The sequence below is a fragment of the Microbacterium sp. NPDC091662 genome, assembly GCF_044756705.1.
Lineage (GTDB): Bacteria > Actinomycetota > Actinomycetes > Actinomycetales > Microbacteriaceae > Microbacterium.
Map to the genome: position 1 here is coordinate 491,120 of NZ_JBIVTM010000002.1, position 25,464 is coordinate 516,583.

The 25,464-nt window shown below is 68.6% G+C and carries 25 protein-coding genes; 15 read left to right on the plus strand and 10 right to left on the minus strand.

Annotation, left to right across the window (positions count from 1 at the left end; genetic code table 11):
- Position 1: 1 nt before the first annotated feature.
- From ACIQLD_RS15640 to ACIQLD_RS15650, 3 genes are all read right to left on the minus strand, one after another.
- Positions 2-1,171: an RtcB family protein gene (locus tag ACIQLD_RS15640; RefSeq protein ID WP_402609394.1), complete on the minus strand. Its 1,170-nt coding sequence runs from the start codon at positions 1,169-1,171 to the stop codon at positions 2-4.
- Positions 1,172-1,447: 276 nt separating this feature from the next.
- Positions 1,448-1,852, minus strand: coding sequence for a VOC family protein (locus tag ACIQLD_RS15645; protein ID WP_402609396.1), 405 nt, complete (start codon positions 1,850-1,852; stop codon positions 1,448-1,450).
- A 33-nt stretch (positions 1,853-1,885) separates the two neighbouring features.
- Entirely contained in the window at positions 1,886-2,653 is a 768-nt protein-coding gene (locus ACIQLD_RS15650) for a siderophore-interacting protein (protein WP_402609398.1), read from the minus strand.
- A gap of 100 nt (positions 2,654-2,753) precedes the next feature.
- Between ACIQLD_RS15650 and ACIQLD_RS15655 the strand changes: the two genes are divergently transcribed.
- The 4 genes from ACIQLD_RS15655 to ACIQLD_RS15670 are packed head-to-tail and all read left to right on the plus strand — an operon-like array spanning position 2,754 to position 6,569.
- Complete coding sequence (locus ACIQLD_RS15655; protein ID WP_402609400.1) at positions 2,754-3,746, plus strand: siderophore ABC transporter substrate-binding protein; 993 nt, start codon at positions 2,754-2,756, stop codon at positions 3,744-3,746.
- Positions 3,747-3,794: 48 nt separating this feature from the next.
- Positions 3,795-4,781: an ABC transporter permease gene (locus tag ACIQLD_RS15660; RefSeq protein WP_402609402.1), complete on the plus strand. Its 987-nt coding sequence runs from the start codon at positions 3,795-3,797 to the stop codon at positions 4,779-4,781.
- A gap of 7 nt (positions 4,782-4,788) precedes the next feature.
- The gene (locus ACIQLD_RS15665) at positions 4,789-5,817 is read left to right on the plus strand and encodes an iron chelate uptake ABC transporter family permease subunit (protein WP_402609404.1); all 1,029 of its coding nucleotides are present in this window, start codon (positions 4,789-4,791) and stop codon (positions 5,815-5,817) included.
- Positions 5,814-6,569, plus strand: coding sequence for an ABC transporter ATP-binding protein (locus ACIQLD_RS15670; protein ID WP_402609406.1), 756 nt, complete (start codon positions 5,814-5,816; stop codon positions 6,567-6,569). The genes ACIQLD_RS15665 and ACIQLD_RS15670 overlap by 4 nt, the downstream gene beginning before the upstream one ends.
- A gap of 44 nt (positions 6,570-6,613) precedes the next feature.
- Here the strand turns inward: ACIQLD_RS15670 and ACIQLD_RS15675 are convergent, their stop codons facing one another.
- Genes ACIQLD_RS15675 through ACIQLD_RS15685 form a run of 3 tightly spaced genes read right to left on the minus strand, consistent with a single transcriptional unit; the run spans position 6,614 to position 8,538 of the window.
- The gene (locus tag ACIQLD_RS15675; RefSeq protein ID WP_402609408.1) at positions 6,614-6,811 is read right to left on the minus strand and encodes a hypothetical protein; all 198 of its coding nucleotides are present in this window, start codon (positions 6,809-6,811) and stop codon (positions 6,614-6,616) included.
- A gap of 16 nt (positions 6,812-6,827) precedes the next feature.
- On the minus strand, positions 6,828-7,787 hold the full coding sequence (locus ACIQLD_RS15680; protein WP_402609410.1) for a DNA-3-methyladenine glycosylase family protein: 960 nt from the start codon (positions 7,785-7,787) through the stop codon (positions 6,828-6,830).
- A gap of 43 nt (positions 7,788-7,830) precedes the next feature.
- On the minus strand, positions 7,831-8,538 hold the full coding sequence (locus ACIQLD_RS15685) for a winged helix-turn-helix domain-containing protein (RefSeq protein ID WP_402609411.1): 708 nt from the start codon (positions 8,536-8,538) through the stop codon (positions 7,831-7,833).
- A gap of 332 nt (positions 8,539-8,870) precedes the next feature.
- Between ACIQLD_RS15685 and ACIQLD_RS15690 the strand changes: the two genes are divergently transcribed.
- From ACIQLD_RS15690 to ACIQLD_RS15710, 5 genes are all read left to right on the plus strand, one after another.
- On the plus strand, positions 8,871-9,179 hold the full coding sequence (locus ACIQLD_RS15690; protein WP_402609413.1) for a GNAT family N-acetyltransferase: 309 nt from the start codon (positions 8,871-8,873) through the stop codon (positions 9,177-9,179).
- A 52-nt stretch (positions 9,180-9,231) separates the two neighbouring features.
- Positions 9,232-9,714, plus strand: coding sequence for a DIP1984 family protein (locus ACIQLD_RS15695; protein ID WP_402609415.1), 483 nt, complete (start codon positions 9,232-9,234; stop codon positions 9,712-9,714).
- 310 nt (positions 9,715-10,024) lie between these two features.
- Positions 10,025-11,470, plus strand: a complete 1,446-nt coding sequence (locus tag ACIQLD_RS15700) for an MFS transporter (protein WP_402609417.1) — start codon at positions 10,025-10,027, stop codon at positions 11,468-11,470.
- 110 nt (positions 11,471-11,580) lie between these two features.
- The gene (locus ACIQLD_RS15705; RefSeq protein WP_402609419.1) at positions 11,581-12,750 is read left to right on the plus strand and encodes an exonuclease SbcCD subunit D; all 1,170 of its coding nucleotides are present in this window, start codon (positions 11,581-11,583) and stop codon (positions 12,748-12,750) included.
- Complete coding sequence (locus ACIQLD_RS15710) at positions 12,751-15,735, plus strand: AAA family ATPase (RefSeq protein ID WP_402609421.1); 2,985 nt, start codon at positions 12,751-12,753, stop codon at positions 15,733-15,735.
- A gap of 64 nt (positions 15,736-15,799) precedes the next feature.
- Here ACIQLD_RS15710 and ACIQLD_RS15715 read toward each other — a convergent pair whose 3' ends face one another.
- On the minus strand, positions 15,800-16,357 hold the full coding sequence (locus tag ACIQLD_RS15715) for a nucleoside phosphorylase (RefSeq protein WP_402609423.1): 558 nt from the start codon (positions 16,355-16,357) through the stop codon (positions 15,800-15,802).
- Between the two features lie 107 nt (positions 16,358-16,464).
- Here ACIQLD_RS15715 and nadE point away from each other — a divergent pair, with 107 nt between their 5' ends.
- The 3 genes from nadE (at position 16,465) to ACIQLD_RS15730 (ending at position 21,625) form a co-directional block, all read left to right on the plus strand.
- Positions 16,465-17,283, plus strand: coding sequence for an ammonia-dependent NAD(+) synthetase (gene nadE, locus ACIQLD_RS15720; protein WP_402609425.1), 819 nt, complete (start codon positions 16,465-16,467; stop codon positions 17,281-17,283).
- An 83-nt stretch (positions 17,284-17,366) separates the two neighbouring features.
- Entirely contained in the window at positions 17,367-20,837 is a 3,471-nt protein-coding gene (locus ACIQLD_RS15725) for a TM0106 family RecB-like putative nuclease (protein WP_402609427.1), read from the plus strand.
- Positions 20,834-21,625 carry a hypothetical protein gene (locus tag ACIQLD_RS15730; RefSeq protein ID WP_402609429.1) on the plus strand — a complete coding sequence of 264 codons (792 nt, stop codon included), beginning with the start codon at positions 20,834-20,836 and terminating at the stop codon, positions 21,623-21,625. The genes ACIQLD_RS15725 and ACIQLD_RS15730 overlap by 4 nt, the downstream gene beginning before the upstream one ends.
- A gap of 19 nt (positions 21,626-21,644) precedes the next feature.
- On the opposite strand, the gene upp is transcribed toward ACIQLD_RS15730, so the two are convergent.
- A complete protein-coding gene (gene upp / locus ACIQLD_RS15735) occupies positions 21,645-22,277 on the minus strand; it encodes a uracil phosphoribosyltransferase (RefSeq protein WP_017828113.1) in 633 nt (210 codons plus the stop codon).
- A gap of 80 nt (positions 22,278-22,357) precedes the next feature.
- On the opposite strand from upp, the gene tadA reads away from it, so the two are divergent.
- The gene (gene tadA / locus ACIQLD_RS15740) at positions 22,358-22,813 is read left to right on the plus strand and encodes a tRNA adenosine(34) deaminase TadA (protein ID WP_402609431.1); all 456 of its coding nucleotides are present in this window, start codon (positions 22,358-22,360) and stop codon (positions 22,811-22,813) included.
- A gap of 24 nt (positions 22,814-22,837) precedes the next feature.
- On the opposite strand, the gene ACIQLD_RS15745 is transcribed toward tadA, so the two are convergent.
- Together ACIQLD_RS15745 and ACIQLD_RS15750 are read right to left on the minus strand one after the other, a co-directional pair.
- The gene (locus ACIQLD_RS15745) at positions 22,838-23,266 is read right to left on the minus strand and encodes a hypothetical protein (protein ID WP_402609433.1); all 429 of its coding nucleotides are present in this window, start codon (positions 23,264-23,266) and stop codon (positions 22,838-22,840) included.
- Positions 23,267-23,279: 13 nt separating this feature from the next.
- Entirely contained in the window at positions 23,280-24,251 is a 972-nt protein-coding gene (locus ACIQLD_RS15750; RefSeq protein WP_402609435.1) for a cation diffusion facilitator family transporter, read from the minus strand.
- A 59-nt stretch (positions 24,252-24,310) separates the two neighbouring features.
- On the opposite strand from ACIQLD_RS15750, the gene proC reads away from it, so the two are divergent.
- Both proC and ACIQLD_RS15760 read left to right on the plus strand, forming a co-directional pair.
- Positions 24,311-25,150 carry a pyrroline-5-carboxylate reductase gene (gene proC / locus ACIQLD_RS15755; protein WP_402609437.1) on the plus strand — a complete coding sequence of 280 codons (840 nt, stop codon included), beginning with the start codon at positions 24,311-24,313 and terminating at the stop codon, positions 25,148-25,150.
- A gap of 3 nt (positions 25,151-25,153) precedes the next feature.
- On the plus strand, positions 25,154-25,441 hold the full coding sequence (locus ACIQLD_RS15760; protein WP_402609439.1) for a DUF1905 domain-containing protein: 288 nt from the start codon (positions 25,154-25,156) through the stop codon (positions 25,439-25,441).
- Positions 25,442-25,464: the final 23 nt, after the last annotated feature.

Consider the following 25,464-nt stretch of genomic DNA (forward strand, 5'->3'; position numbering starts at 1 on the left):
CTCAGTCGCCCTTCACGTTGACGATCTGCCGCAGCGTGTGCCGGATCGACACGAGTCCGGCGGCATCCGCCATCACCTGGTCGATCGGCTTGTACGCCTGCGGGATCTCGTCGATGAAGGCATCGGTGTCACGGAACTCGATGCCCGTCATCGCTTCCCGCAACTGGTCGTGGGTGAAGGTCCGCCGCGCCGCCGACCGGGAGTACTCCCGTCCGGCACCGTGCGGGGAGGAGTTCAGCGACTGCGGGTCGCCGAGACCCTCCACCACGTACGAGGCGGTGCCCATCGAGCCGGGGATCAGCCCCGGTCGGCCGATGTCCGCCTGGATGGCGCCCTTCCGTGACACCCACACCTGCTTCTCGTAGTGCTTCTCCGACTCGGTGAAGTTGTGGTGGCAGTTGATGCGCTCCTGCTCGTCGACCCGAGTTCCGAGGAACTCCGACACCTGCCGCACGACCCGGTCCATCATCTCCTCCCGGTTCAGCAGGGCGAAGTGCTGGGCCCATCGCAGCTCCCGGATGTATCGCGTGAACTCCGCCGTGCCCTCGACGAGGTAGGCCAGGTCGGGGTCGGGGAGGTCGATCCACCACTGCCTCGCCAGCCGCTGGGCGACGGCGATGTGGTGTCCGGCGATCTTGTTGCCGACGCCTCGTGAGCCCGAGTGCAGGAACAACCAGACCCGGTCGAGCTCGTCGACCGAGACCTCGATGAAGTGGTTGCCCGAACCGAGCGTGCCCAACTGCAGACGCCAGTTCCCGGCGTACTGCGCCGCGTCGAAGCCGTTCTTCTCGGCGAGCTGCTCGAGCTCGGCGATGCGCGGCTCCGCGGTGGCCACCACCTTGCGGTTGTACCGGCCGGCCGAGAGGGGAATGGCGCGCTCGATCTGCTCGCGCAGCTCGGCGAGGTCGCGACCGTCGACGTCGCTCCTCGTGAACTGCGTGCGAACGGCGATCATGCCGCAGCCGATGTCGACGCCGACGGCCGCGGGGATGATCGCGCCGAGCGTCGGGATGACCGAGCCGACCGTCGCCCCCTTGCCGAGGTGCGCATCCGGCATCAGCGCCAGGTGCGGGTGGATGAACGGCATGCGGGCCGTGGTGTGCGCCTGAGCGAGTGTCTTCTCGTCGATCAGCGACGCCCACGACAGCAGCCGTGCGGAGAGCCTCTCCATGATTCCTTTCCTTGTGGTGGTGTGCAGCCACAGGTCAGGGGGAATCTCCAACGGAAAACGCCCCGGACCTGACGGTACGGGGCGTTGCGAGAGCGGATGCTGTCACACGGCGCGTGCCGGAGGGTACGACTCGTAGCGGTCATTGCGCTTCTGCTGAAGCTGCAACACCGCTCCGATGGGAAGGTTCCGCTGCGCGGTCATCCGTCGTGCTCCTCGGCTGGTTCGCTGCGCCGATCGGCACAGCTTTGCCACACTAGGGTGCGACACGCCCGGGAGTCAAGCCGTCTCCCGCGGCGGGTTGTACATGAACTCCACCCGGATGCCGTCGGCGTCTTCGACGAACGACGCGTAGTAGCGCTCCGAGTAGCGCGGATACTCCTTGGGCTCGCGCACGGCTGTCCACCCGGCTTCGACCGCGACCGCGTGCAGGCGGTCGACCTGCTCGCGCGTCGGCACCGCGAAGGCGATGTGCTGCCAGCCGATGCGGCCATGCTGATGCGGAGCGGAGTCCTCATCCCAGGTGTAGAGGATGATCTCGGTCTCGTCGCCGTTGTTCCAGGAGATCGAATGATCGTTCGCGCCCCCGCTCTGATATCCGAGAGCGGTGAGCACAGGGTGGAACTGCGCCCGGCCGCGCTCGAGGTCGTCGACGGTGATGCCCAGGTGATCCAGAAGAGCCATGGGCCGAGTCTTCCAGCAACCGCCGACGTCGCACTAGTGCGGAGCGTGGTACTCGGCTTCGCCGCGCTTCCAGTAACCCTTCACGACGGCTTTCGCGGTGTCGACGCTCCAGCGCTCGAGCAGCGCTCTGCCGGGCTTCACGATCGACTGCTCGGCGGCGATGAAGACGAACGGGTCGGCACCGATCGCGTGCTCGGCGGTCAGTCCCTCGAGGAAGGCGATGAGGGCGGAACCGGAGGGCGCCTCGCCACGATGCAGCCACTCGATGTCGACGGGCGCGTCGATGTCGACCTCTCGGCCGGGGCTCACGGTCTCGATCACGATGCGTGCGGGCGTGCCGTCGGGGATCAGCGCGGCGAAGCGACGGATCGCCGGAATGGCGGTTTCGTCGCCGACGAGCAGCCACGAGCCGGGCACACCGGACAGCACGGCCGCCCCGCGGGGACCGCCGACACCGATCGTCGATCCGAGTGGTGCCGTCGCCGCCCACGGCGCGGCGACGCCTTGGTCACCGTGCACGGCGAACTCGACGTCGAGCCAGTCCTCGCCCCAGGCGAGCGGGGTGTACTCACGGCTCGGTGAGGCTCGGAGCTCCTCGACGGACTCGGTGGGGCCCGCGGGGAAGAACAGGCGCATGTGGTCGTCGGAGCCGGGGGAGTCGAAGCCTGCGAGGTCGGAGCCGGTCAGACGCACGCGCACGAAGTCGGGCGCCAACCATTCGCGAGCGCTCAAAGTGACGTTGCGGAAGCGCAGCTCGAGGCCACGACGCTCGATCGAGAAACCGGATTTCGTATCGCTCATAAAGTAAGGCTAACCTAAATATGAAGAGGGTAGGTTGCCCTAACCTCGTCATCCGGCGCCCATCGTGTGCGCATCGATCCCGCAGAACAGGAGCCTCTCCATGTCCGTGCCCAGAACCCTCACCGCCACGAGTGCCGCGCTCGTCGGCCTCCTCGCCCTCGCCGGCTGCGCCTCCGGCGGCGCGGCGGAACCGCAGAAGACCGACGCCGCAGCATCCGTCACGATCGAGGACAACACCGGCACGAAGGAGATCGCGACCCCTCCCGCATCGGTCGTCGCCCTCGACAACCGCACCTTCCAGACGCTCTCCGACTGGGGCGTCGAGCTCTCCGCGGGTGCCGTCGCGCTCATGCCGGAGACCGTGTCGTACGTGAAGGACGACGCGATCGTCGACATCGGGCTGCACAGCGAGCCCGACCTCGAAGCGGTCGTCGCGGTGGAACCCGACCTGATCATCAGTGGTCAGCGCTTCACTCAGCACAACGCCGCCATCGCCGACCTCGTGCCCGACGCCACGATCGTCGACCTCGAACCACGCGAGGGTGAGCCCTTCGACGAAGAACTCAAGCGCCAGGTCACGGTCCTCGGCGAGATCTTCGGCAAGCAGGACGAGGCCAAGAAACTCGTGGACGACTTCGACGCCGCCGTCGAGCGCGCCAAGGCCGCCTACGACGACGCCGACACCGTCATGGCAGTCAACACCTCGGGCGGCGAGATCGGCTACCTCGCCCCGACCGTCGGACGCTCTCTCGGCCCGATCTACGACATCCTCGGTCTGACGCCGGCGCTCGAGGTCGACGACGCGACCGACGATCACCAGGGCGACGAGATCTCCGTCGAGGCGATCGCCTCATCGAACCCGGACTGGATCCTCGTGCTCGACCGTGACGCCGTCTTCGCGGCCGACACCCCCGACTACGTGCAGGCCGCGGAGATCCTGGAGAGCTCCGAGGCGCTCGCCGGCGTCACCGCGGTGAAGCAGAAGCAGATCGTGTACATGCCCACCGACACGTACCTGAACGAGAGCATCCAGACGTACACGACGTTCCTCGACGACCTCGCCGACGCCCTCGAGAAGAGCGCGAAGAACTGAGGCACGGCGGCGGCATCCGGACGATCCGGGTGCCGCCGCCCCATCATCATGGTCTCCACCGACATCGCTCCGCCGCCCCGTTACACCGGGCGGCTCTTCGACGTGAAGCTGCTCCTCGGCGTGCTCGTCGTCGCCGTGCTGCTCGTCATCTCGCTCTTCACGGGTGTCTACGACGTCACCGGCGCGGAAGACGGTGCGCAGATGTTCCAGATCACGCGCGTCCCCCGCACGATCGCCCTCGTCCTCGCCGGCGCCTCGATGGCGATGGCGGGCCTCGTGATGCAGCTGCTCACCCAGAACCGCTTCGTCGAGCCGACGACAACCGGCACCACCGAGTGGGCGGGCCTCGGGCTCCTGATGGTCATGATCCTCGTGCCGCAGCCGTCGCTTCCACTCCGGATGGCCGGGGCGGTGCTCGCGGCGTTCATCGGCACGATGGTGTTCTTCGCGTTCCTGCGCCGCGTGGCGCTCAAGTCGTCCCTGATCGTCCCGATCGTCGGCATCATGCTCGGGGCCGTGGTCGGCGCCCTGTCGACGTACCTCGCGCTGGCCACCAACTCGCTGCAGATCATCGGCGTCTGGTTCGCGGGCAGCTTCACCTCGGTGATGCGAGGTCAGTACGAGATGCTCTGGATCGTGGCCGCCATCGGGGTGATCGTCTTCATCGTCGCCGATCGGCTGACCATCGCGGGGCTCGGCGAGGAAGTCGCCACCAACGTCGGCGTGAACTACAACCGGATCATCCTGCTCGGGACGGTGCTGATCGCGGTCACCACCGGCGTCGTCACGGTCGTCGTCGGCAATCTGCCCTTCCTGGGGTTGATCGTGCCGAACATCGTCTCGATGGTGCGCGGCGACGATCTGCGCAGCAATCTTCCGTGGGTGTGCCTGCTCGGCATCGCGATCGTCACCGTGTGCGACATCATCGGACGCACGATCATCATGCCGTTCGAAGTGCCGGTGTCGCTGATCCTCGGGGTGGTCGGCGCCGTGGTGTTCGTCCTTCTTCTGCTCAGGCAGCGTCGACGTGGCTAGCGGGGTGATGAGCGACGTGGCGACGGGCGGCGCGGTGCGGTCGGCGGGCCCGTTCACGGCCCCTCGTGCGCGACGGCGGTATCTGATCGTCCTCGGCATCCTCATCGTGCTCTCCGCCGTCTCCGGCTTCGGCCTGCTCGCCTGGGCGAACCCGATGCCGGTCGGCTCTGCGGGGTTCTGGCGCATCGCGCAGCACCGTGCCACCGACGTCACGGTGATGGCCCTCGTCGCGATCGCTCAGGCCGTCGCCACGGTGAGTTTCCAGACCGTGACCAACAACCGCATCATCACGCCGTCGATCATGGGGTTCGAATCGCTCTACCGCGTCGTGCAGACCTCGACCGTGTATCTGTTCGGAGTGGCCGGGATCGTGGCGATCCAAGGCGTCGGGCAGTTCGCGATCCAGGTCGCCATCATGGTCGGGCTCGCGGTGGCGCTCTACGGCTGGCTGCTCTCCGGGCGCTACGGCAACCTGCAGATCATGCTCCTGGTGGGCATCGTGATCGGGGGAGGCCTCGGGGCGATCTCCACGTTCATGCAGCGCCTGCTCACACCCAGCGAGTTCGACGTGCTCGCCGCGCGCCTGTTCGGCAACGTGTCCAACGCCGACGCCTCGTACCTGCCGTTGGCGATCCCGCTGGTGGTCGCGGCGTCGGCGCTGCTGTGGCTCCGTTCTCGCCGACTCAACCTGATGGCCCTCGGCCCGGATGCGGCACGTTCGCTCGGCGTCGATCATCGGCGCGAACTGTTCATCGTGCTGTTCCTCGTCGCCGTGCTGATGGCGACCTCGACGGCACTGGTGGGGCCGATGACGTTCCTCGGCTTCCTGGTGGCGACACTCGCGTACCAGTTCGCCGACACGCACGACCACCGGTTGATCTTCCCCGTCGCGGTGCTCACGGCCTTCACGATCCTGGCCGGGGCGTACTTCGTGATGAAGAACATCTTCTACGCGCAGGGGATGGTGTCGATCCTGATCGAGCTCGTCGGTGGCACCGTGTTCCTCATCGTCATCCTCAGAAAGGGCAGACTGTGATCGCTCTCGACGGCGTCCGCCGGGACTACAGCAGCGAGGTCGCGATCGGCCCCGTCGACCTCGAGATTCCCGCCGGCGGAATCACCGCCCTCATCGGTCCGAACGGCGCGGGCAAGTCGACGCTGCTCACGATGATCGGTCGGCTGAGTGGGATGGACGCCGGCGCGATCGAGATCGCGGGCCTCGACGTGGCCTCCACGAAGTCGAAGGATCTGGCGAAGGTCGTGTCGATCCTGCGCCAGGAGAATCACTTCGTCACCCGTCTCACCGTGCGCCAGCTGGTCGGCTTCGGGCGGTTCCCGCACTCGAAGGGCAGGCTGAACCGCACGGACGAGGAGATCATCAGCCAGGCGATCGACTTCCTCGACCTCGGCGCCCTGGAGGGACGCTACCTCGACGAGCTCTCCGGCGGACAGCGCCAGCGCGCCTACGTTGCGATGGTGCTCGCGCAGGACACCGAGTTCGTGCTGCTGGACGAGCCGCTGAACAACCTCGACATGCGGCACGCCGTGCAGATGATGAAGCACCTGCGCCGGGCGGCGGAGGAACTCGGGCGCACCATCGTGATCGTGCTGCACGACATCAACTTCGCCGGGCACTACGCCGACCACATCTGTGCCATGAAGGACGGCGGGGTCGTGGAGTTCGGGTCACCGGCGGCGATCATGACCGACGACGTGCTCACGCGGGTGTTCGACACTCTCGTGCGCGTGGTCGACGGGCCGTCGGGGCCCCTCGCCGTCTACTACTGAGCCGTCTCCTTCTGAGTGCTGGCCGTGTCGCGTCGAGCGGCAGCTCAGAGCTCGATGCCGTGGTCCTCGTCGTTGACGCCGGCGTTGTTCCCCCGGCGCGATTCGTAGCCCAGGAACCAGCCGAGCCACACGATGGCAGCGAGCAGGATGCCGAGCCAGACGTTCTGGAAGATCAGCCCGACGACGACACCGACGATCAGCAGGCCGACGGTGACGAGGATGCGCAGCATGGAACGGGACATGGCACCAGCTTAGGCGTCAGCGGTGGCGATGGTCTTCGGGAGCGAGACGGGGCCCCCGGCGCGGTTCCTGCACACCACTGGCGTAGATGAGGCGCACGACGCGCTGCCGCTGACCCGTCCAGGGGGCGAGGAGCTCTTCCATCCCGGCATCATCGGTGCGCTTCCCCGCCAGCGCGAACCCGACCTCGTGCGCGAGGTGGTAGTCGCCGACGCTGACCGCATCGGGGTCGCCGAGAGCACGGATGCGGGTCTCGGCCGATGTCCAGGCGCCCACGCCCGGAAGACTGGTGAGGACGCGGTCGCGGCCGGCTCCGTCGGCGGCTGCCCGCACAGCGCGCGCGATGCGATCGCCACGTTCGGCGGCGCGCACGATGGTGCGGGACTGCGGGGGCTCGACTCCGGCTCGGTGCCACGCCCACGACGGGATGCGAAACCACTGCTCGGGGGTAGGCACGGCGAACATCGGGCGCGGCGTGGGGCCGGGTGCGCGCTCGCCGTAGCGGGATACCAGCCACCGCCAGGCGCCGAAGGCCTGCATGCCGGTGACTTTCTGCTCGATGATCGCGCAGACGAGCGCGTCGAAGACTTCGTCGGTGCGCGTCAGGCGCAGGCCGGGATTGCGGCGCGCCGACTCGGCGACGAGCGGATGAAGCGACGCGTCGAAGTCCCCGTCGTCGTCGTGCGCGCCGCAGAGCGCGGGCACGAGGGCGAGCGCGGCATCTGCTCCCGGTCCCCACGCGGTCGCGCGCACCTCCTGGCCGACCATCCGCAGCGCGAGGGTGGTGGGCCCATCGGGAGTGCGCATCGCGCGCCAGATGACGGGACCGTCGATGACCATGGTCGGGTCGTTGCGGCCGCGGCGGAGCATGCCGACGGTGCGGTGGAGGTCGAGGTCGTGCGGCGGACGATAGACGGTCTCCTGAGCGACGTCCGCGCGAGCGGCGTCAGCCGGTGCGGAGTCAGCTGTCAGGGTCATGCGCCCACCCTACGCGCCGGTCCTGACACGGACTCCCGACGACTCAGAAGCGGTCGGGCGAAGGGGTGCCGTGTCCGTAGCGGATGACGACGTCGGCGTGCCGGTCGAAGCGGTATCCGATGCCGCGAACGGTGCGGACGATGTCCTCATAGCGACCCAGCTTCGCGCGGAGGCGGCGCACGTGCACGTCGATCGTGCGCTCGCCGGGCGTCTCGTCGTCCTGAGCCTGCCAGAGGGCGGAGACCAGCTCGCTGCGTTCGATCGTGCGGCCTTCGCGCAGCACGAGGTACTGCAGCAGCTCGAACTCCTTGTACGTGAAGGCGGCGGACTCGCCGTCGATCAGCACGCGCTTGCGGGAGATGTCGACGGTGACGCCGGTCTCCTCATCGGCGGTGTCCTCCTCGGCAGCGGCTTTGGTGCGCGCGATCGCACCGGGCTCCTGCAGAGCGAGGCGGACCACGTCGAGGTCGCGGCCACCGGATCCGTGCGGGGCGAGGGCGACCGTGGCGTGCGTCTCGGCTCCCGGAGCGAGCTCGGCGAGGGTGCGGCGCAGAGCGTCGACCAGAAGAGGGAGGCTGACACCGGCCTCGGCGGCCTTGATCTCGTCGAGCCCGACGTAGAGGGCGAAGCCGCGGGGCGAGCGCACGGCGGGAAGGTCGGCGCCGGCGGCGGAGAGCGGGGCGGCGGCCTCGGGCTGCGTGCGGATCGCGGCGGTGGTGGCGGGACGCTCGAGAAGTGCGGTGTTCGACATGATGATGAAGTCCTCAGGACGTGAGCCCGGATCGAGCGGGGCTCTGATGCGTTGCATGAATGACCGGCGGAGCCGGGAAGCGAGCAAGGGTGGATGCTCGGAGACGCTGACCTCGCAGATCGCGAGGAGTTCAGGTCAGGCGGGGTGGCTGTTCGTTCAGCGACACATTCGGCAACACATGCCAACGCGACCGGGCATCATCATCCCGGCAGTCCTGTTCGCCTCCTGGGCGGACAAAGGGCTTGCGTTGGTGGTCATGGGGGGATTATGTCTGATCGTGACGCCCCATGTCAAAACGCCCGGGCGCTGCGGGCGGGCGTAACGTGGATCGAATGACGATCTCGCACGCTGTCGGCGGCTTCATCCTGACCGACGAGAAGGACGCCTCGCGTTACACGCTCATGCGCGATGGCAAGCTCGTGAGCGTGCTCGACTACCGTGACGACGGTCGCACCATCGCCCTCACCCGAGCCTTCACGATCCCGACTTTCCGCGGCCACGGCTATGCGGGGAAGGTCGTCGAGGGTGCGGTGGCCGACATCGAGGAGCGCGGTGACCGCAAGGTCGACGCGGTGTGCTGGTACGTCGCCGACTGGTTCTCGGCGCACCCGGAGCACTCCGATCTGCTCCGCTCCCGCTGACTCTCCGGCCATATGACGAACTGTTACGGCCGCTCCCTGCGAGGATGAGGCCATGAGACTCGCCGAAGCCCTCACCGCACGCGCCGATCTGCAGCGCCGCATCGAGCAGCTGCGGGCGCGCATCGTCGCGAACGCCCGGTACCAGGAGGGGGAGGAGCCGGCGGAGGATGCGGCCGCGCTGATCGTCGATGCGGAAGGCGCGCTCACGCAACTGCGTGACCTCATCCGCCGCATCAACGCCACCAACGCGCGCCTCGATCTGGGGGCGGACGGCACCATGACCGATGCGCTCGCCGCCCGTGACGTGCTGCGCCTGCGGCACTCGGTGCTGACGGATGCGGCAGCGGCAGCCTCCGGCTCGAACGACCAGTTCCTGCGGCAGATGCGTTCGGAGCTGCGACAGGTCTCGGCGCTCCCGGTCGCGCAGCTGCGCTCGCGCGCGGATGCCGTCGCGCAGGAGCTGCGCGAACTCGACAACCGGATCCAACAGGCGAACTGGTCGAACGACCTCGAGGAGGAGAGCGGAAGTCGGTAGTCGCGACGGAGCGGGCACAACCCTCAGCCGGCGGGGCAAGTCCGGCACCTGTCGGGCGGAGGGCAGCCCTGATCTCGCATCGCGCAGCCCCGCACGCCGCACAGGTGAAGGTGCACAGCGCATCTCGCATCACCGCGTGCCGGTCGTCGTGACGAGGGTGGGTCAGGGGACCTTCCGCTTCCTCCTCGTGCACCTGCGATAGAATGGAGATCTGCTCAGCCCCGTCGGCTGAGGCGGTCAGGCGCCGAGAGGCGCGCTGGTCCGAGGCTCGAAACCTCCGGCATCCTCACCAGACACCGGAGGTTTTTCCATGTCTTCGTCCTTGCGCGCCCGTCCTCGTTCCCGATGGTGGGCGCTCATCGTCATCTCCCTCACGCAGCTCGTCGTCGTGCTCGACGGCACGATCGTGAACATCGCGTTGCCCCGCGCTCAGGCCGCCCTCGGTCTCACCGACGGGCAGCGCCAGTGGGTCGTCACCGCGTACGCGCTGGCATTCGGAGCGCTGCTGCTGATCGGCGGCCGGATCGCCGACTACGTCGGGCGCAAGCGCATCTTCCTGGTCGGCATGATCGGGTTCGGAGCGGCGTCGCTGTACGGCGGACTCGCTCAGCAGGGGTGGGAACTGATCCTCGCCCGCGGGCTCCAGGGCGCTTTCGCCGCTCTCCTTGCTCCCGCCGCGCTCGCGCTGCTCACCGTCACGTTCCCGTCGGGACGGGAGCGGAACACGGCGTTCGCGGTGTTCGGAACCGTGGCAGGCACCGGGGCGGCTGTCGGGCTGCTCCTCGGGGGCGTGCTCACCGAGTTCGCCGATTGGCGCTGGTGCCTCCTGGTCAACCTCTTCTTCGTCGTGATCGGCGTCGTCGGCGGTGCCCTCTTCCTGATCGAGAGCAAGGCCGAGGGAGACAACCGCTACGACGTCTGGGGTGCCGTCTCGGTGACCCTCGGTCTCGGTGCGGTGGTGTACGGCTTCAGCCTCGCCGAGAACGGGTGGGGGGACCCGCTGACGATCACCTTCCTCGCCGCAGGTCTCACCATCCTCGGTATCTTCGTCTGGATCGAGAGCCGGGTCGCGCAGCCGTTGCTGCCGCTGCGCGTGGTCGCTGACCGCGTGCGCGGCGGAGCCTTCCTCATCCAGGGCGTGACCGGCGCGATCATGATCGGAGCGACGGTCTACCTGACGTTCCATCTCCAGTTCGTCCTGGGCATGGGGGCGCTGCAGGCGGGGCTCGCCAGCCTTCCGCTCCCGCTCGCGACCATGGCTCTCGCGCCGATCGCGACGAAGCTGCTGCCCGTGATCGGGCCCCGGCCGCAACTGATCGTCGGACCGCTGATCGCTGCGGCCGGGCTGTTCCTGTTCTCCGGCATCACACCGGACGGCGCGTATCTGCTGCAGATCGCTCCGGGGCTGGTCCTCCTCGGCATCGGCATGGGGTTCATCTTCATCCCGCTGCAGAACCTGGCGCTGTCCGGGGTCGCCACGCACGACGCGGGCGTGGCCTCGGCGGTCGCCAACTCGACGATGCAGATCGGCGGATCGATCGGCCTCTCGGTGTTCACGGCGGCGTACGCCGCATCCGTCGGCGGTCGTGCGCAGGCCGACGTGGCACCGCAGCAGCTGACCGATGCCTACAGCTTGACGTTCATCATCGGGGCGATCCTCATGGTCGCGGCGTCCGCGATAGCGGTGACCATGGTGCGCGGCACGAAGGAGGAGCTGCTCCCCGCGCAGAGCGCTCCCGTCCTCGCCGCACACTGAGGCAGGGCCGCGGCAGCCGTTCCGGGGCGATGGACGATGATCTCAGGTCGGGAACGGCTGCTGCGGCACGCCTCGGACGAAATGTCGGAGGGGGTTCGTACCGTGTGAGTATGCGCATCCTGCACACCTCCGACTGGCACATCGGCCGGACGTTTCATGGCAACTCGACCATGGATGCTCTCGCCGAGGTGCTCGGAGCGCTCACCGCGCAGGTTCGCGAGAATTCGGTCGACGTCGTCGTCGTCGCGGGCGACGTCTTCGATTCCGCCACGCCGTCCGGCGCCGCGTACACCCTGCTCGGCGATGCGCTGGTGGCGTTGCACGAGACGGGTGCGCGGGTGATCGTGACGAGCGGCAACCACGATTCGGCGGCGCGACTCGGCTTCCAGGCACGGCTGCTCCGCGAGGGCATCCATGTGCTGACCGACCCGCTCGCGGTGGGAGTGCCCGTGACCCTCGCCGACGTGCATGGGCCGGTGCACTTCTTCGGCATTCCCTACCTCGAGCCCGCGATCGTGCGTCAGCACTGGCCCGAGGGCGACAGCGCCGGGCGCCAGCTGCGAACGCAGGCGCAGACCATGGCTCACGCGATGCACCTGGTCCGTGCCGGTATGCAGCAGCACCCCGGGCGCTCGGTCGCGATCGCGCATTGCTTCGCGGCCGGTGTCGACGCGACCGCCGGTCTCGAACGCGAGGTGCGCCAGGGCGGCCTCGATGTCGTGCCGCTGAGCGTCTTCGATGGTCCTGACTACGTGGCGCTCGGCCACATCCACGGGCGTCAGCAGCTCAGCGATCGGGTGCGCTACGCGGGCGCTCCTCTGCACTACAGCTTCGGCGAGCAGCACAAGCCCCGCGGTTCCTGGCTCGTCGACATCGATGCCGAGGGGCTCTCCGGAGTCGAATGGTTGGAGCTGCCGGTGCCGCGCCGCCTCGTCACACTCACGGGCGCGCTCGACGATCTCCTGTCGACCGAACTGGTCGCAGAACATGCGGGCGACTGGGTCTGCGCCGTCTACACCGACGCCGTGCCGCAGACCGAGCCGATGCGGCGCCTTCGCGAGAGCTACCCCTACTGCGCCATGGTGCAGCATCAGCCCTCTGTCACCGCTGAGAGAGACGAGCGCTCCTACGTGCAGCGTCTGCGTACCGCGGTCACCGACGCCGACCGCATCGAGGCGTTCCTCGAGCATGTCAGGGCGGGGCACGGGGCGACAGAGGCAGAGAGCGAGTTGATCCGCACGGTGCTCGACGATCGCGTGCGTGCCGAGGCCCTCGTCTAGATGCGTCTTCATCGTCTGGAGGTCGAGGGGTTCGGTCCCTTCCGCTCACGTCAGACCGTCGACTTCGACGCGTTCGCCGATGACGGCATCTTCCTGATCGCCGGACGAACGGGGGCGGGCAAGTCGAGCATCCTCGACGCTGTCTGCTTCGGACTCTACGGCGGAGTACCACGCTACGACGGCGGCGAGAAGCGGCTGCGGAGCGACCACTGCGAGCCCGATGACCCCTCCGAGGTGGTCGTCGAGTTCAGCACGCCGACCGGCCGATTCCGGGTGACCCGGTCACCCGAGTATCTGCGCCCGGCCAAGCGCGGGGGAGGCATGACCAAGCAGGCATCGGCCGTGGCCCTCGACGAGTGGACGGACGCGGGGTGGATCGGACGCGCGGCGCGGGCCGTCGATGTCGCGGGCGAGCTCGACGAGATCCTGCAGCTGAGCCGTGAGCAGTTCCTGCAGGTGATCCTGCTCGCGCAGAACCGATTCTCGGAGTTCCTCCTCGCGGGCAGTCGCGACCGCCAGGCGCTTCTGCGACGGCTGTTCGGCACCCAGAGGTTCGAAGATGTGCAGGCGCGATTCGACGAGCGCCGTCGTGCGGCCGAGCACGCGCTGGGTGCCCGGCTCGCCACGGTCGAGGCCCGTGTCGAGGAGGCCGAGCGATTGGTGTCCACCGACGGCTTGTCGGGAGACGGCGATGAGACTCCTCCTGAGGCCCCACCTGTGCCGTCGTCGATCGAGGAGCGGCTCGACACCCTCCGACGCGCGAAGGCTCGCGCCGACTACCGCGTCGATCGTCGAGCGTCGGAGCAGGTCGACGCGGAGAAGCGGTCGGCCGCCGCCGACGCGGCTCTCGCCATGTTGCGAGAGGAGCAGCGAGCGCAGCGCGAGCGCGACCGCGCCAGGTCAGCGCTCGAGCGCCTCGAGGCCGAAGGGCCCCTGATCGACGAGGCTCGCCTGGAGCTCGCCGCGGCCCGAGCCGCGGAGGCCCTGCGGCCGACGATCGCCGCGGTGGCACGTGCGAGTTCCGCGCTGGCAACCGCCTCCCAAGACGAACGAGACGCTCGCGCGCACGGAGAGACCCTCGGCCTCTCCGTGGATGGCGACCTCGACGCCTGGACGGCAGAGGCCACCAAGGAGAGCGGTGCCTGGCAACGCGCGCGAGAACTCGAGGAGAGCGCACCGACGCTCGACGCCGAGGTCCGATCGGCGGAGGAGGTGGTCGTGGCAGCGACCGCGCGTATCGAGGCCGCGAATGTGAAGCGTGCCGCGCTTCCCGAAGAGATCGCCGGGCTGAACACGCTGCGCGACGAGACCCGGCGCCGTGCCGACCGGGTGGAAGATCGGCAGGCCGCGCAGCAGGCGGCAGACCTTCGCCGCACGGCGGCGCGCGAGGCGGAACGGCTGCGGACCGCCGAGATCTCCCTCGATCTCGAGCTCACGCGGGCGACCGCGCTGCATGCGGAGGCGCAGTCGGCTCTGGCACGACTGCGTCAACGACGAACCGACGGCATGGCCGGAGAACTCGCCTCGACGCTCCGAGACGAACACCCCTGCCCGGTCTGCGGCGCGCTCGATCATCCGACGCCGGCCACGCATTCGGACCCGGTCTCGCCCGAAGACATCGCCGTCGCGGAGGATGCGCGGGATGCCGCATCACAGAAGGAGCGCGACCTGGCATCGCGCTCCTCGACGCTGCGCGCCGAACTCGCCGCCGTCGCCGCCCGCGCTGACGGACGAGATATCGAACAGGCCGAGAGCGAGTACGTCGAGGCTGCTGCGGCGCTCTCGAGCAGCCTCACCGCCGTCGATGCGCTGAAGACGCTCGACAGCCGCCTGGACGAGCTCGTCGCCCGCGTCGGACGCCTCGACGCCGAGCGGGAAGACGATGCGAAGGCCCTCGCAGAACTGCGCCAACGGCATGCGCTCCTCCGCCAACGACGAGCGGAGGCACACGAACTGATCGCCCAGGCGCGGGGCGGTTTCGACACGGTTGCCGCCCGGCTTTCGGACACGGAGGCGAAGATCGCCGCGGCGCGCGCCGTGATCCATGCGATCTCGGAGCGCGCACGCAGGGTCGAAGCTCTCGCCGAAGCCGAGGCGGAGCGCGACGCGGCGCTCGCAGACTCCGTGTTCGACGACGAAGCTGCGGCGGAAGACGCTCTGCGCTCGACGACAGAGCAGGAGGCGCTCGACACACGGATCGCGCAGCACTCGGTGCAACGAGAGAAGGAACGGGCGATCCTGTTCGACCTCGAGCTGCGCACCCTCCCGGAAGAGCCGATCGACCTGGCACCGGCCGAGCAGGCATCGGCCGACGCTCGTAGTGTCTGGATGGTCGCGGTCGACGAAGCCGCCAGAGCGGCGGGAACCGCAGAGCGGCTCGGAGGGTTGATCGACTCGGCTACGGCCGAGCAGGCCCGCACGGCCGACGATGCCGCGGAGTTCGAGGTGCTGCAGACTCTCGCCGACACGATCGCGGGGCGGGGCGTCAACACCCGCAAGATGACGCTGGAGACGTTCGTGCTGGCTGCAGAGCTCGAGGAGATCGTCGAGGCGGCGAACCGCCGGCTGCACGACATGTCCGCCGGGCGATATCAGCTGCAGCACTCCGATGCGCTCGCCGCTCGCGGTGCGGCATCCGGACTCGGCATCGTGGTCTTCGACGCCTTCACCGGGCAGACCAGGCCGCCGCAGTCGCTCTCAGGAGGCGAGACGTTCCTGACGTCGCTCGCCCTCGCCCTCGGACTGGCCGAGGTCGTGACCGCACGCGCAGGCGGCATCCGTCTCGACACGCTCTTCATCGACGAAGGATTCGGTTCCCTCGACGGTGACACGCTCGATGTCGCCATGCGCACTCTCGACGAGCTGCGGCAGGGCGGCCGCACCGTCGGAGTGATCAGTCACGTCGAGGCCATGCAGGAGCAGATTCCCGCCCAGCTCACGGTGCGCGCACTGCCCAACGGGCCCAGCGTCATCGAGGCGCTCTGACCCGGGATCGAGGCCGCCCCGAGATCGAGGCCGCTGACGCGAGCGCGACGGGGAGTCCGACCCCTCAGACGCCGTACTCGCTGCGGATGAAGTCACGCAGCTGCACGCTGCATCGCGCGACGGCTTCACGCCAATCCGTCAGCGCACCGTCTTCTGCCTGATCGGAGACGGCGCGGAACACGCGGATCGGCACATCGAACTGTCCGGCGACCCAGATGTAGGCGTAGGTCTCCATGTCGACCAGAGCCGCGCCCGACGGACGGATCACGGCGGTGACCTCCGCGTCTTCCACGAAGTGGTCGCCCGTGGCGATCAGAACGCCCTGTCGTCCGGTGCTCACGCGCGCCGGAAGGGAGACGTGCTGGCCCGCGACGCCGTCGAGGTCGGTCACGTCGTGCTGGAATGCAGTGCCGACCTCATGCACGGTCGCCTCGAGACCGGGGTCGATCGCTCCCGCTGTTCCCACGACCACGATCTCGTCATAGTCCCTGGCATCGAGCGCGCGGGTGAGGGCGTACGTCGCCTGCAGCTTGCCGGGGCCGGTCACGAGTCGGTCGAAGCCGTCGAGCTCCTCCGGGAAGGCGGACAGTTCGGACTCAAGGGCGGCGACGAGAAGTTTCACTGCCCCATTCTCTCAGGTCTTCACCGACAGCGACGTCCGAACGCGCGGCGTCACCCGGGCGTAACACGCAGGGGCGATACTGATTCGAGGACAAGACGGAGGATGACATGTCGTTGCAGCAGCAGATCTCTGAAGACCTCGGCGTCCGGCCGGAGATCGACCCCGAAGCCGAGGTCGAGCGTCGGGTCGGGTTCCTCGTCGAGTACCTTCGCTCGACAGGCGCGAACGGCTTCGTGCTCGGCATTTCGGGCGGGCAGGACTCCACGCTGGCCGGACGCCTCGCACAGCTCGCGGTCGAGCGGGTGCGGTCGGAGGGAGGCGAGGCGAAGTTCCTCGCCGTGCGTCTGCCCTACCGCGTGCAGCACGATGCCGCGGACGCCGAGGCCGCCGTCGAGTTCATCGCGCCCGATTCCTCGGTCGAGGTCAACATCCAGAACGGTGTCGACGGGGTCGAGGAAGACATCGAGTTCGCCGTCACGAGCGACATCAGCGACTTCAACCGCGGCAACATCAAGGCCCGCGTCCGCATGGTCACGCAGTACGCACTCGCCGGCCATGACGGGATGCTCGTGATCGGCACCGATCACGCCGCCGAGGCCGTGACCGGCTTCTACACGAAGTTCGGCGATGGCGCGGCCGACATCCTGCCGCTGTCCGGGCTCAGCAAGCGGCAGGGGCGTTCGCTGCTGCAGTTCCTCGGCGCGCCGGATCGCCTCGCGTTCAAGGTTCCGACCGCCGATCTGCTCGACGGCCAACCCGGCCGTGCCGACGAGGACGAGCTCGGTCTCACCTACGAGCAGATCGACGACTTCCTGGAAGGACGCGAAGTCGCGCCGGAAGTCGCCGGCCGCATCGAGGCGAGGTACCTCGCGACGCAGCACAAGCGCCATCTTCCGGTGGCGCCCGACGACACCTGGTGGCGCTGACCTCGCTCGACCGAGACGCATACGCTTTCGCCCGTGTCGGATGCCGCGGATAGTGTCGAAGCATCCGACAGAACGGGAGCATCGTGCGGATCGACACTCAGGCGCAGCGCGTCATCTGGAGCGCGAGTGACCTCAAGGCGGCCGCGGAATGCGAGTTCGCGTGGTGTCGGGCGATCGACGCGAAGCTGGGGCGGGTCCCCGCGGTCGAGGAGCCGGAAGACGCGACGCTGAAGCGCGCCGCCGAGCTGGGCGACGTGCACGAGCAGAACGTGCTCGCGCGGTACATCCACGACCTCGGCGATGAGAACGTGCACCGCATCGAGAAGGTCTCGTCGGTCGACGCCGAAGCACTGTCCGCCGCGATCGACGAGACCGTGGCCGCTCTGCGCTCAGATGCGCAGGTCGTCTTCCAGGCGGCTTTCGCCACCGAGGAGTTCGTGGGGTTCGCCGACTTCCTCCGCAAGGATCACGACGGTCTCTGGCGGGTGCAAGACTCCAAGCTCGCCCGCAAGGCGCGCGTCACGGCTCTCATGCAACTCGCGGCATATGTCGACCAGCTCGACCGTCTCGGCATTCCGCGCTCCGACGAGGTCGACCTCATTCTCGGCGACAGCACGCTCAGCACGCACGCCGTCGACGATCTCCTCCCACTGTTCCAGGTTCGACGGGCGAGACTGCGTGCCCTCATCGCCGATCGGCGCATCGCCGAAGGAGCGACGGGCGTTCCCCTCGCCTGGGGCGATGATCGCGGCGATCTCCAGATCGTGGCCTGCGGGCGCTGCGCCACCTGCGAGGAACAGGTGCTCGCACACCGGGACCTCCTGATGGTGGCGCGGATGCGCCCCGTGCAGCGAGCGCGCCTGCGTGCGTCCGGCATCGAGACGATCGACGAGCTGGCCGCGGCATCCGAAGCTCCGACCGGCATGAACGTCGACACGTTCGAGACTCTGCGGGCGCAGGCACGCCTGCAGCTGCGTGCAGACGCGGAAGGCGCACCGACCTTCGACGTGCACTACGCGCAGGCGATCCACACACTTCCCCTGCCCAGCCACGGCGACATCTTCTTCGACTTCGAGGGCGACCCCCTCTACACCGAGCCCGCACCCGACGGCGAGGCGCACTGGGGGATCGACTACCTCTTCGGCTGGGTGGACAACGCCGACCAGTACTCGGCACTGTGGGCTCATACCTTCGCCGACGAGAAGCGGGCTCTCGAGACCTTCCTCGACTTCGTCAATGCGCGCAGGCTGGCGCATCCCGGCATGCACATCTACCACTACGCGCCGTACGAGACCTCGCACCTCGTGGCCATGGCCGCCCGGCACGGCGTGCGCGAGGGCGAGGTCGATCGGCTACTGCGCGAGGGCGTGTTCGTCGATCTCTATCCGCTCGTGCTGCGGACTGTCAGGGTCGGCTCCCGGTCGTACTCGATCAAGAAGCTCGAACCGCTCTACATGGGCGAAGACGTGCGCACCAGCGATGTGCAGAAGGGCGACGACTCGATCGTGCAGTACGTCGCCGCGCGAGAGCTCGCAGCGGCGGGAGAGCAGTCCGAGGCCGACGCGGTCCTCGCCGACCTCGCCGACTACAACCGCTACGACTGCGTGTCGACGAGACGCCTGCGCAACTGGCTCATCGACATCGCTCGCCAGAAGGGCGTGACGCCCGCGCCGCCTGACGACGCCGACGAGGTCATCTACGAGCCGTCCCCCCGCTCCGTCGCGCTGCTCGCCGATGCGGAACGCGCCGTGGAAGACGGCGGCGACGGGCTCGTGCACCGTATCGCCGCCGCGGCAATCGACTACTTCCCCCGCGAGGCGAAGAGCTTCTGGGTGTCGCATTTCCAACGGCTGCGCGAGCCGGTGACGATGTGGGACGGCACCCGTGACGTGGTGAGGATCGATCGCCCGTCGTCGGTCGTGCGTCGCGAGTGGAGTGTGGGCGAAGGGCGTCGAGTGATGTCGCGCGACATCGAGATCCGCGGTGAGGTGTCGCCGGGAACCACGCTCGGTGTCGGCTCCCAGCCCTTCGCCCTCTACGAGGTGCCTGCTCCCTTCGACACCGAGGTGCCGTCGCGAGCGGTCCACGTGCCGCACACGGTCACCGTGGCCGAGGTGCTCGACGACGGTTACCTCGTCACCGAGTCGGCTGTGCAGGGCCAGACCTGGGATGAGCTGCCGCTCGCACTCACCCCGGCGGCGCCCCCGCGCGTGGTCTCGCTGCAGGGCGCGATCGACGAATGGGCCGATGCCGTGCACGCCGCGGCCCCCGGATACCCGCAAGATGCCGCGACCGACATCCTGCGTCGGGTACCGCCGCGCACGGCCTCGGGCGATGCACTGCCCGCCGCGGGCGACGACGCGATCGACGCGATCGTGCGCGGTGTCCTCGATCTCGACCGCAGCTATCTCGCGGTGCAGGGGCCTCCTGGAACGGGCAAGACCTACACGGGCTCCCGCGTGATCGCGCGCCTCGTGAACGAGCACGGCTTCAAGATCGGCGTGGTCGCCCAGTCGCACGCCATCATCGAGACGCTGCTGTCACGAGTCGTCGCCGACGGCGTCTCGCCGGCGCAGGTGGCGAAGGCGCCGAAAGATCCCGATGCAGAGCCGCCGTACACCGTGATCCCGAAGAACGGCATGGCATCGTTCCTCGCCGAGCATGCAGGCGAGGGCGTCGTCGTCGGCGGTACTGCCTGGGACTTCAGCAACACGCAGCGTGTCGACCGTTCCGGACTCGACCTTCTCGTGATCGACGAGGCGGGACAGTTCTCGCTCGCCTCGACGATCGCCGTCGCTGCCGGGGCGAAGCGGCTTCTGCTCCTCGGCGATCCGCAGCAGCTCCCGCAGGTGAGCCAGGGCGCCCACCCCGAGCCGGTCGATACGTCCGCCCTCGGCTGGGTGATGGACGGCGACCCGGTCGTACGACCCGAGTACGGCTACTTCCTCGCACGATCGTGGCGGATGCATCCGTTCGTGGCCGCCCCGGTGTCGATGCTCGCCTACGCCGGTCAGCTCGCCTCGGCGCCCGGAACCGAGCTCCGATCGCTCGACGGCATCGATCCGGGCCTGCACATCGTGCCGCTGCGTCATCGCGGCAACGCCACCCAGTCACCGGAGGAGGCCGCAGAGGTCGTACGGCTCGTGCGTGACCTGATCGGTCGGACCTTCACCGACAACGACCCGCACGCCAAGGCGAGGCCGCTCGCCCCTTCCGACATCATCGTCGTCACGCCCTACAACGCGCAGCGTCAGCTGGTGCTCGATGCGCTCGCCGAAGCGGGATTCCCCGATGTTCCGGTGGGCACGGTCGACAACTTCCAGGGCAAGGAGGCCGTCGTCTCGATCACCTCGCTCGCCGCATCCAGCGGCCGGGATGCTCCGCGCGGGCCCGAGTTCCTGCTGCTGCAGAACCGCCTCAACGTGGCGATCTCCCGCGCGCAGGTCGTCGCCTACCTGATCCACTCGCCCGCGCTGCTGGATGATCTGCCCTACACGCCGGAGGGAGTTGCCCGGCTCAGTGCCTTCGCCCGCCTGGTCGGAGCGGCGGAATGACCGGCGGCACGGGCGCCCACACCGCCGAGGAGATCCTGCGTGCGGCTGCCGCATGGGTGTGGTTCCCCCGAGGCAGCGAGCATGTGCGCGATGAGCTTCTGTTGGTGCGGGATCCGGAGAGATTCGGCGGTGGGGTGCGGGGCTCGCAGGTGGAATCGAGCCTCGAGCCCGCGGAGATCGTCGAGCATGCGCTGGAGCGGACGAGAGACTGGGGCGAAACGCAGTTCACGTTCTGGACCAACCCGTCCGACGCGCCGGACCTGGAGGACGAGCTGCGACGGCGAGGGGCCGAGCACGTCGACACGGTCGCCGTCTTCGCCCTCTCGCTCGACGGTAGAGCCGTCGACGTCCCTGACGACGTCACGGTCGAGGTCGTGCGCACACGGGAGCAGGTGCGCGACGTCGATGCGATCAATGTGCCGGTCTGGCAGCAGCAGCCTCTCGACGCCCAAGGGCTGCAGGAGGAGCTCGCCGAGGTGACGACCGCGCTCGAGACTCGCGAAGGCTTCCGGGCCCTCGCGCGGATCGGCGACCGAGCGGTCAGCACCGGAGGGTGCACGATCGTCGACGGATTCGTCCGACTCTGGGGCGCTTCCACGCGTGAGGAGGACCGTGGTCGCGGGGCGTATCGTGCCGTCCTCGCCGAGCGACTCCGGCAGAGCGCCGCCTGGGGCGCGAAGACGGCGCTGGTCAAGGGCCGAATCTCGACTTCGGCGCCGATCCTGGCGCGCGCCGGATTCACCCACTACGGAGATGAACGCGCGTACCGGCTGGCGGTCGAAACGTGACCGGCTGGCGAGCTGTGACTCAGACCGTGCCGTAGAGCCGATCGCCGGCGTCGCCGAGTCCGGGCACGATGTAGCCCTTCTCGTCGAGGCGCTCGTCGAGCGCGCCGAGCACGAGGGTCACGTCACGGTCGCCCGCCATCGCCTCGATCGCGGCGACACCCTCCGGCGTGCCGAGCAGGCAGATCGCGGTGACGTCCTTCGCCCCACGGTCGAACAGGAACTGGATCGCGGCGGCGAGCGAGCCACCGGTCGCGAGCATCGGGTCGATCGCGAAGCACTGGCGGTCGCTCAGGTCGTCGGGCAGACGCTCGGCGTAGGTGGTCGGCTCGAACGTGGTCTCGTCGCGCACCATGCCGAGGAAGCCGACCTCGGCGGTCGGGAGCAGCTTCACGAGGCCCTCGAGCATGCCGAGTCCGGCACGCAGGATCGGCACGACGATCGGGCGCGGCTCCGAGATCTTCACACCCATCGTGGTGGTCACCGGGGTCGTGATCTCGATCGGGCTGACCTTCACGTTGCGGGTCGCCTCGTACGCGAGCAGCGTGACGAGCTCCTCCGTGAGCTGCCGGAAGACCGGCGACGGGGTGCGCGCGTCGCGCAGCACCGAGAGCTTGTGAGTGATGAGAGGGTGGTCGGCGACGTGAACACGCATGGATACAGGGTAATGCGCCGTGCGGTCCGGCACGACATCGGGGCTCCACCCGCGCTCGGCGGCTGTCGTAGGCTCGTCGCATGACCACTGCCGACGACCACGCGATGCAGCGTGCGTTGGCGCTCGCAGACGAGGCGGCGGCAGCATCGGAGATCCCGGTCGGTGCGGTGGTCCTCGACCGTGAAGGGCGCATCATCGCCGAGGGCCGCAACACCCGCGAGGCCACGAACGATCCGACCGACCATGCCGAGATCGTGGCGTTGCGTGGTGCCGCGGCATCCGTGGGCTCCTGGAACCTCGAAGGGCACACCCTCGTGGTCACGCTCGAGCCGTGCATCATGTGCGCGGGAGCGATCCTGCAGGCGCGCATCAGCCGCGTGGTGTTCGGTGCCTGGGATGACAAGGCGGGCGCGGCCGGCTCCATGTACGACGTGCTGCGCGACCGGCGGCTGCCGTACCGCGCTGAGGTCATCGGCGGCGTCCAGGCCGAGGCGGCGACCGCGCGGTTGCGCGCCTTCTTCGAGCAGCGGCGCTGAGCACCACCGTCATCAGAGGCGGCGTCAGCCTTCCTCGACGGTCCACCACGTGACGTCGACGACGCACAGGCCGTCATCGACCTCCCGGTAGAAGACGTAGCCGGGGAACTCGACGCCCCCGTTCACCCGCTCGGCGCTGAGGGAGAGGCCGATGTTCCAACTCGGCTCCAGGGGCACCTGATCGGGCCAGTAGTCCGCCACGAATCGTTCCGGCTCTTCGGGGGACAGCCCTTCCCAGTCGGCCGGCTCCCGCAGCTCCGGATCCTGGCCTTCGCATATGAACGACTCGGCATCGCCGGCCGCCGCCGCATCGAGCAGGTCGGTGGTCGTCTCGATCACCCCGGCTCCATCGTCGCCCCACAGCATGGTGTTCAGCGAGCAGCCGGAGAGCATGACGACCAGCGCGGCGGCCGCCGCAGTGGTCTGGCCGAGGAGCCGTTTCGCCGGCGTCATGTCGAGTCCGCGTTCAGTCCGACGACTTGAGCACGAAGACGTCGGTCGAGGGCTCGGGGTCGATCGCCGGGCGGTACACGTCCGGCTCGATGTAGACGATGCGGGCGACCGGCACGGCCTCCCGGATGCGCGCCTCGATCGCGTTGATGTCGTCGGCGGCCTCGCGCAGCGGCTTGTCGGCGTTCAGTGCGATCTTCGCCGCGACCATCAGCTCGTCCGGGCCGAGGTAGAGCGTCTTCATGTGGATGATCTTCTCGATCTCGTCACCCGCGTTGATGGCGTCGACGATCCGATCGTGGTCGGCCGGCGTCGCGCCCTCTCCGACCAGCAGGCTCTTCGTCTCGACGCCCAGCACGATCGCGATCAGCACCAGCAGCACACCGATCATCACGGTGCCGAGTGCGTCGAACATCGGGTTGCCCGTGATCAGGGTGAGACCGACGCCGAGAAGAGCGAACGTGAGTCCGGTCAGCGCGCCCACGTCTTCGAGCAGCACGACCGGGAGTTCCGGCGCCTTCGAGCGACGCACGAAAGACACCCACGACTGACCCTTCTCCCGTACGAGGTTGCTCTCGCGCACGGCGGTGCGCAGCGAGAACGATTCGAGTCCGATCGCGACGACGAGAACCACGAGCGGCAGCCACCACCACGTCTTGTCGAGCTCGTGCGGATTCGTGAGCTTCTCGACGCCCTCGTAGATCGCGAAGAGGCCACCGACCGAGAAGAGGATGATCGAGACGACGAACGCATACACGTAGCGCTCTCGTCCGTAGCCGAACGGATGCGCGCGGTCGGCCTCGCGGCGGGCCTTGCGTCCGCCCAGCATCAGCAGCAACTGGTTGCCGGAGTCGGCGACCGAGTGGATGGCCTCCGCGAGCATCGAGGCCGACCCGGAGAGGGCCCAGGCGATGAACTTCGCGAGGGCGATGCCCATGTTCGCCAGGAACGCCGCGACGATGGCCTTGTTGCCTCCGGATGCACTCATGGGACGAGTCTAGAACCGCCCGCCCGAGGATGTCGGAGTGCCCGCCGTAGGATGACGACATGGCTGACTCGCTTCCTTCGCTCGCTTTCCTCGGTGCCGGTTCGATGGGCGGTGCGATCCTCCGCGGGGTTGTCGCCTCGGGCATCCACATCGACGGCGGCATCACCGCGACGAACCGCACCGCGGAGAAGGCCCATGTCTTCGCCGGACTCGACGGCGTCACGAGCATCGCTCTCGCCGAGCGGCCGGACGGCAACGCCGAGGCGGCGGCGGGTGCGCGCATCGTGCTGGTCGGCGTGAAGCCGGCCATGGTGCCCGACCTGCTCCGCGAGATCGCTCCGCACCTCGCATCGGATGCGATCGTGGTGAGCGTCGCCGCCGGTGTCACGCTGCAGACCTTCGCCGACGTGCTCGGTGCCGACGCCCGCGTCATCCGCTCCATGCCCAACACCCCGTCGACCGTGCGCAAGGGGGTCACTGGACTCGCAGCCGGCGCCGCGGTGTCGGACGACGACCTGGCTCTGGTGCAGCGCCTCTTCGAGACCGTCGGAGCAGTTGTCGAGGTGCCGGAGTCGCAGATCGACGCGCTGTCGACGATCTCGGGCTCCGGCCCCGCGTATGTCTATCTGCTGATCGAGGAATTCACGAAGGCCGCCGTGGGTATGGGCTTCGATGAAGCCGACGCACGCCTGATGGTCGAGCAGACCTTCATCGGTGCGACGGCTCTGCTCGACGCCTCGGGCGAAGACCCGGCAGAGCTGCGTCGTCGGGTCACCAGCCCGAAGGGGACGACCGAGCGTGCGGTCGCCGTATTGCAGGACGCGCATCTCGAGCGCACCTTCGCCGATGCTGCGGCCGCGGCTCTTGCTCGTGCCAGGGAACTCGCCGCCGGAGCGTGAGCGGTGCGACTGCGGATCGAGGGCGGGATCTGGTACTGGCGCGGTCCTGCGCCCTTCCATTTCGTCACGGTGCCGGCGGTCGAGAGTGAACTGATCCACGAGATCGCACCCGTCGTCACGTACGGGTGGGGGATGATCCCTGCCACGGTCACGATCGGTGAGACCACGGTGACCACCGCCCTCTGGCCGAAGGACGGCGGATACATCGTGCCGATCAAGAAAGCACTCCAGGACCGCGAGGGTCTCGACGTGGACGACGTGATCGAGATCGTTCTCGAGATCGACGCCTGACGCGTGCCCCTGCCCAGAAACAG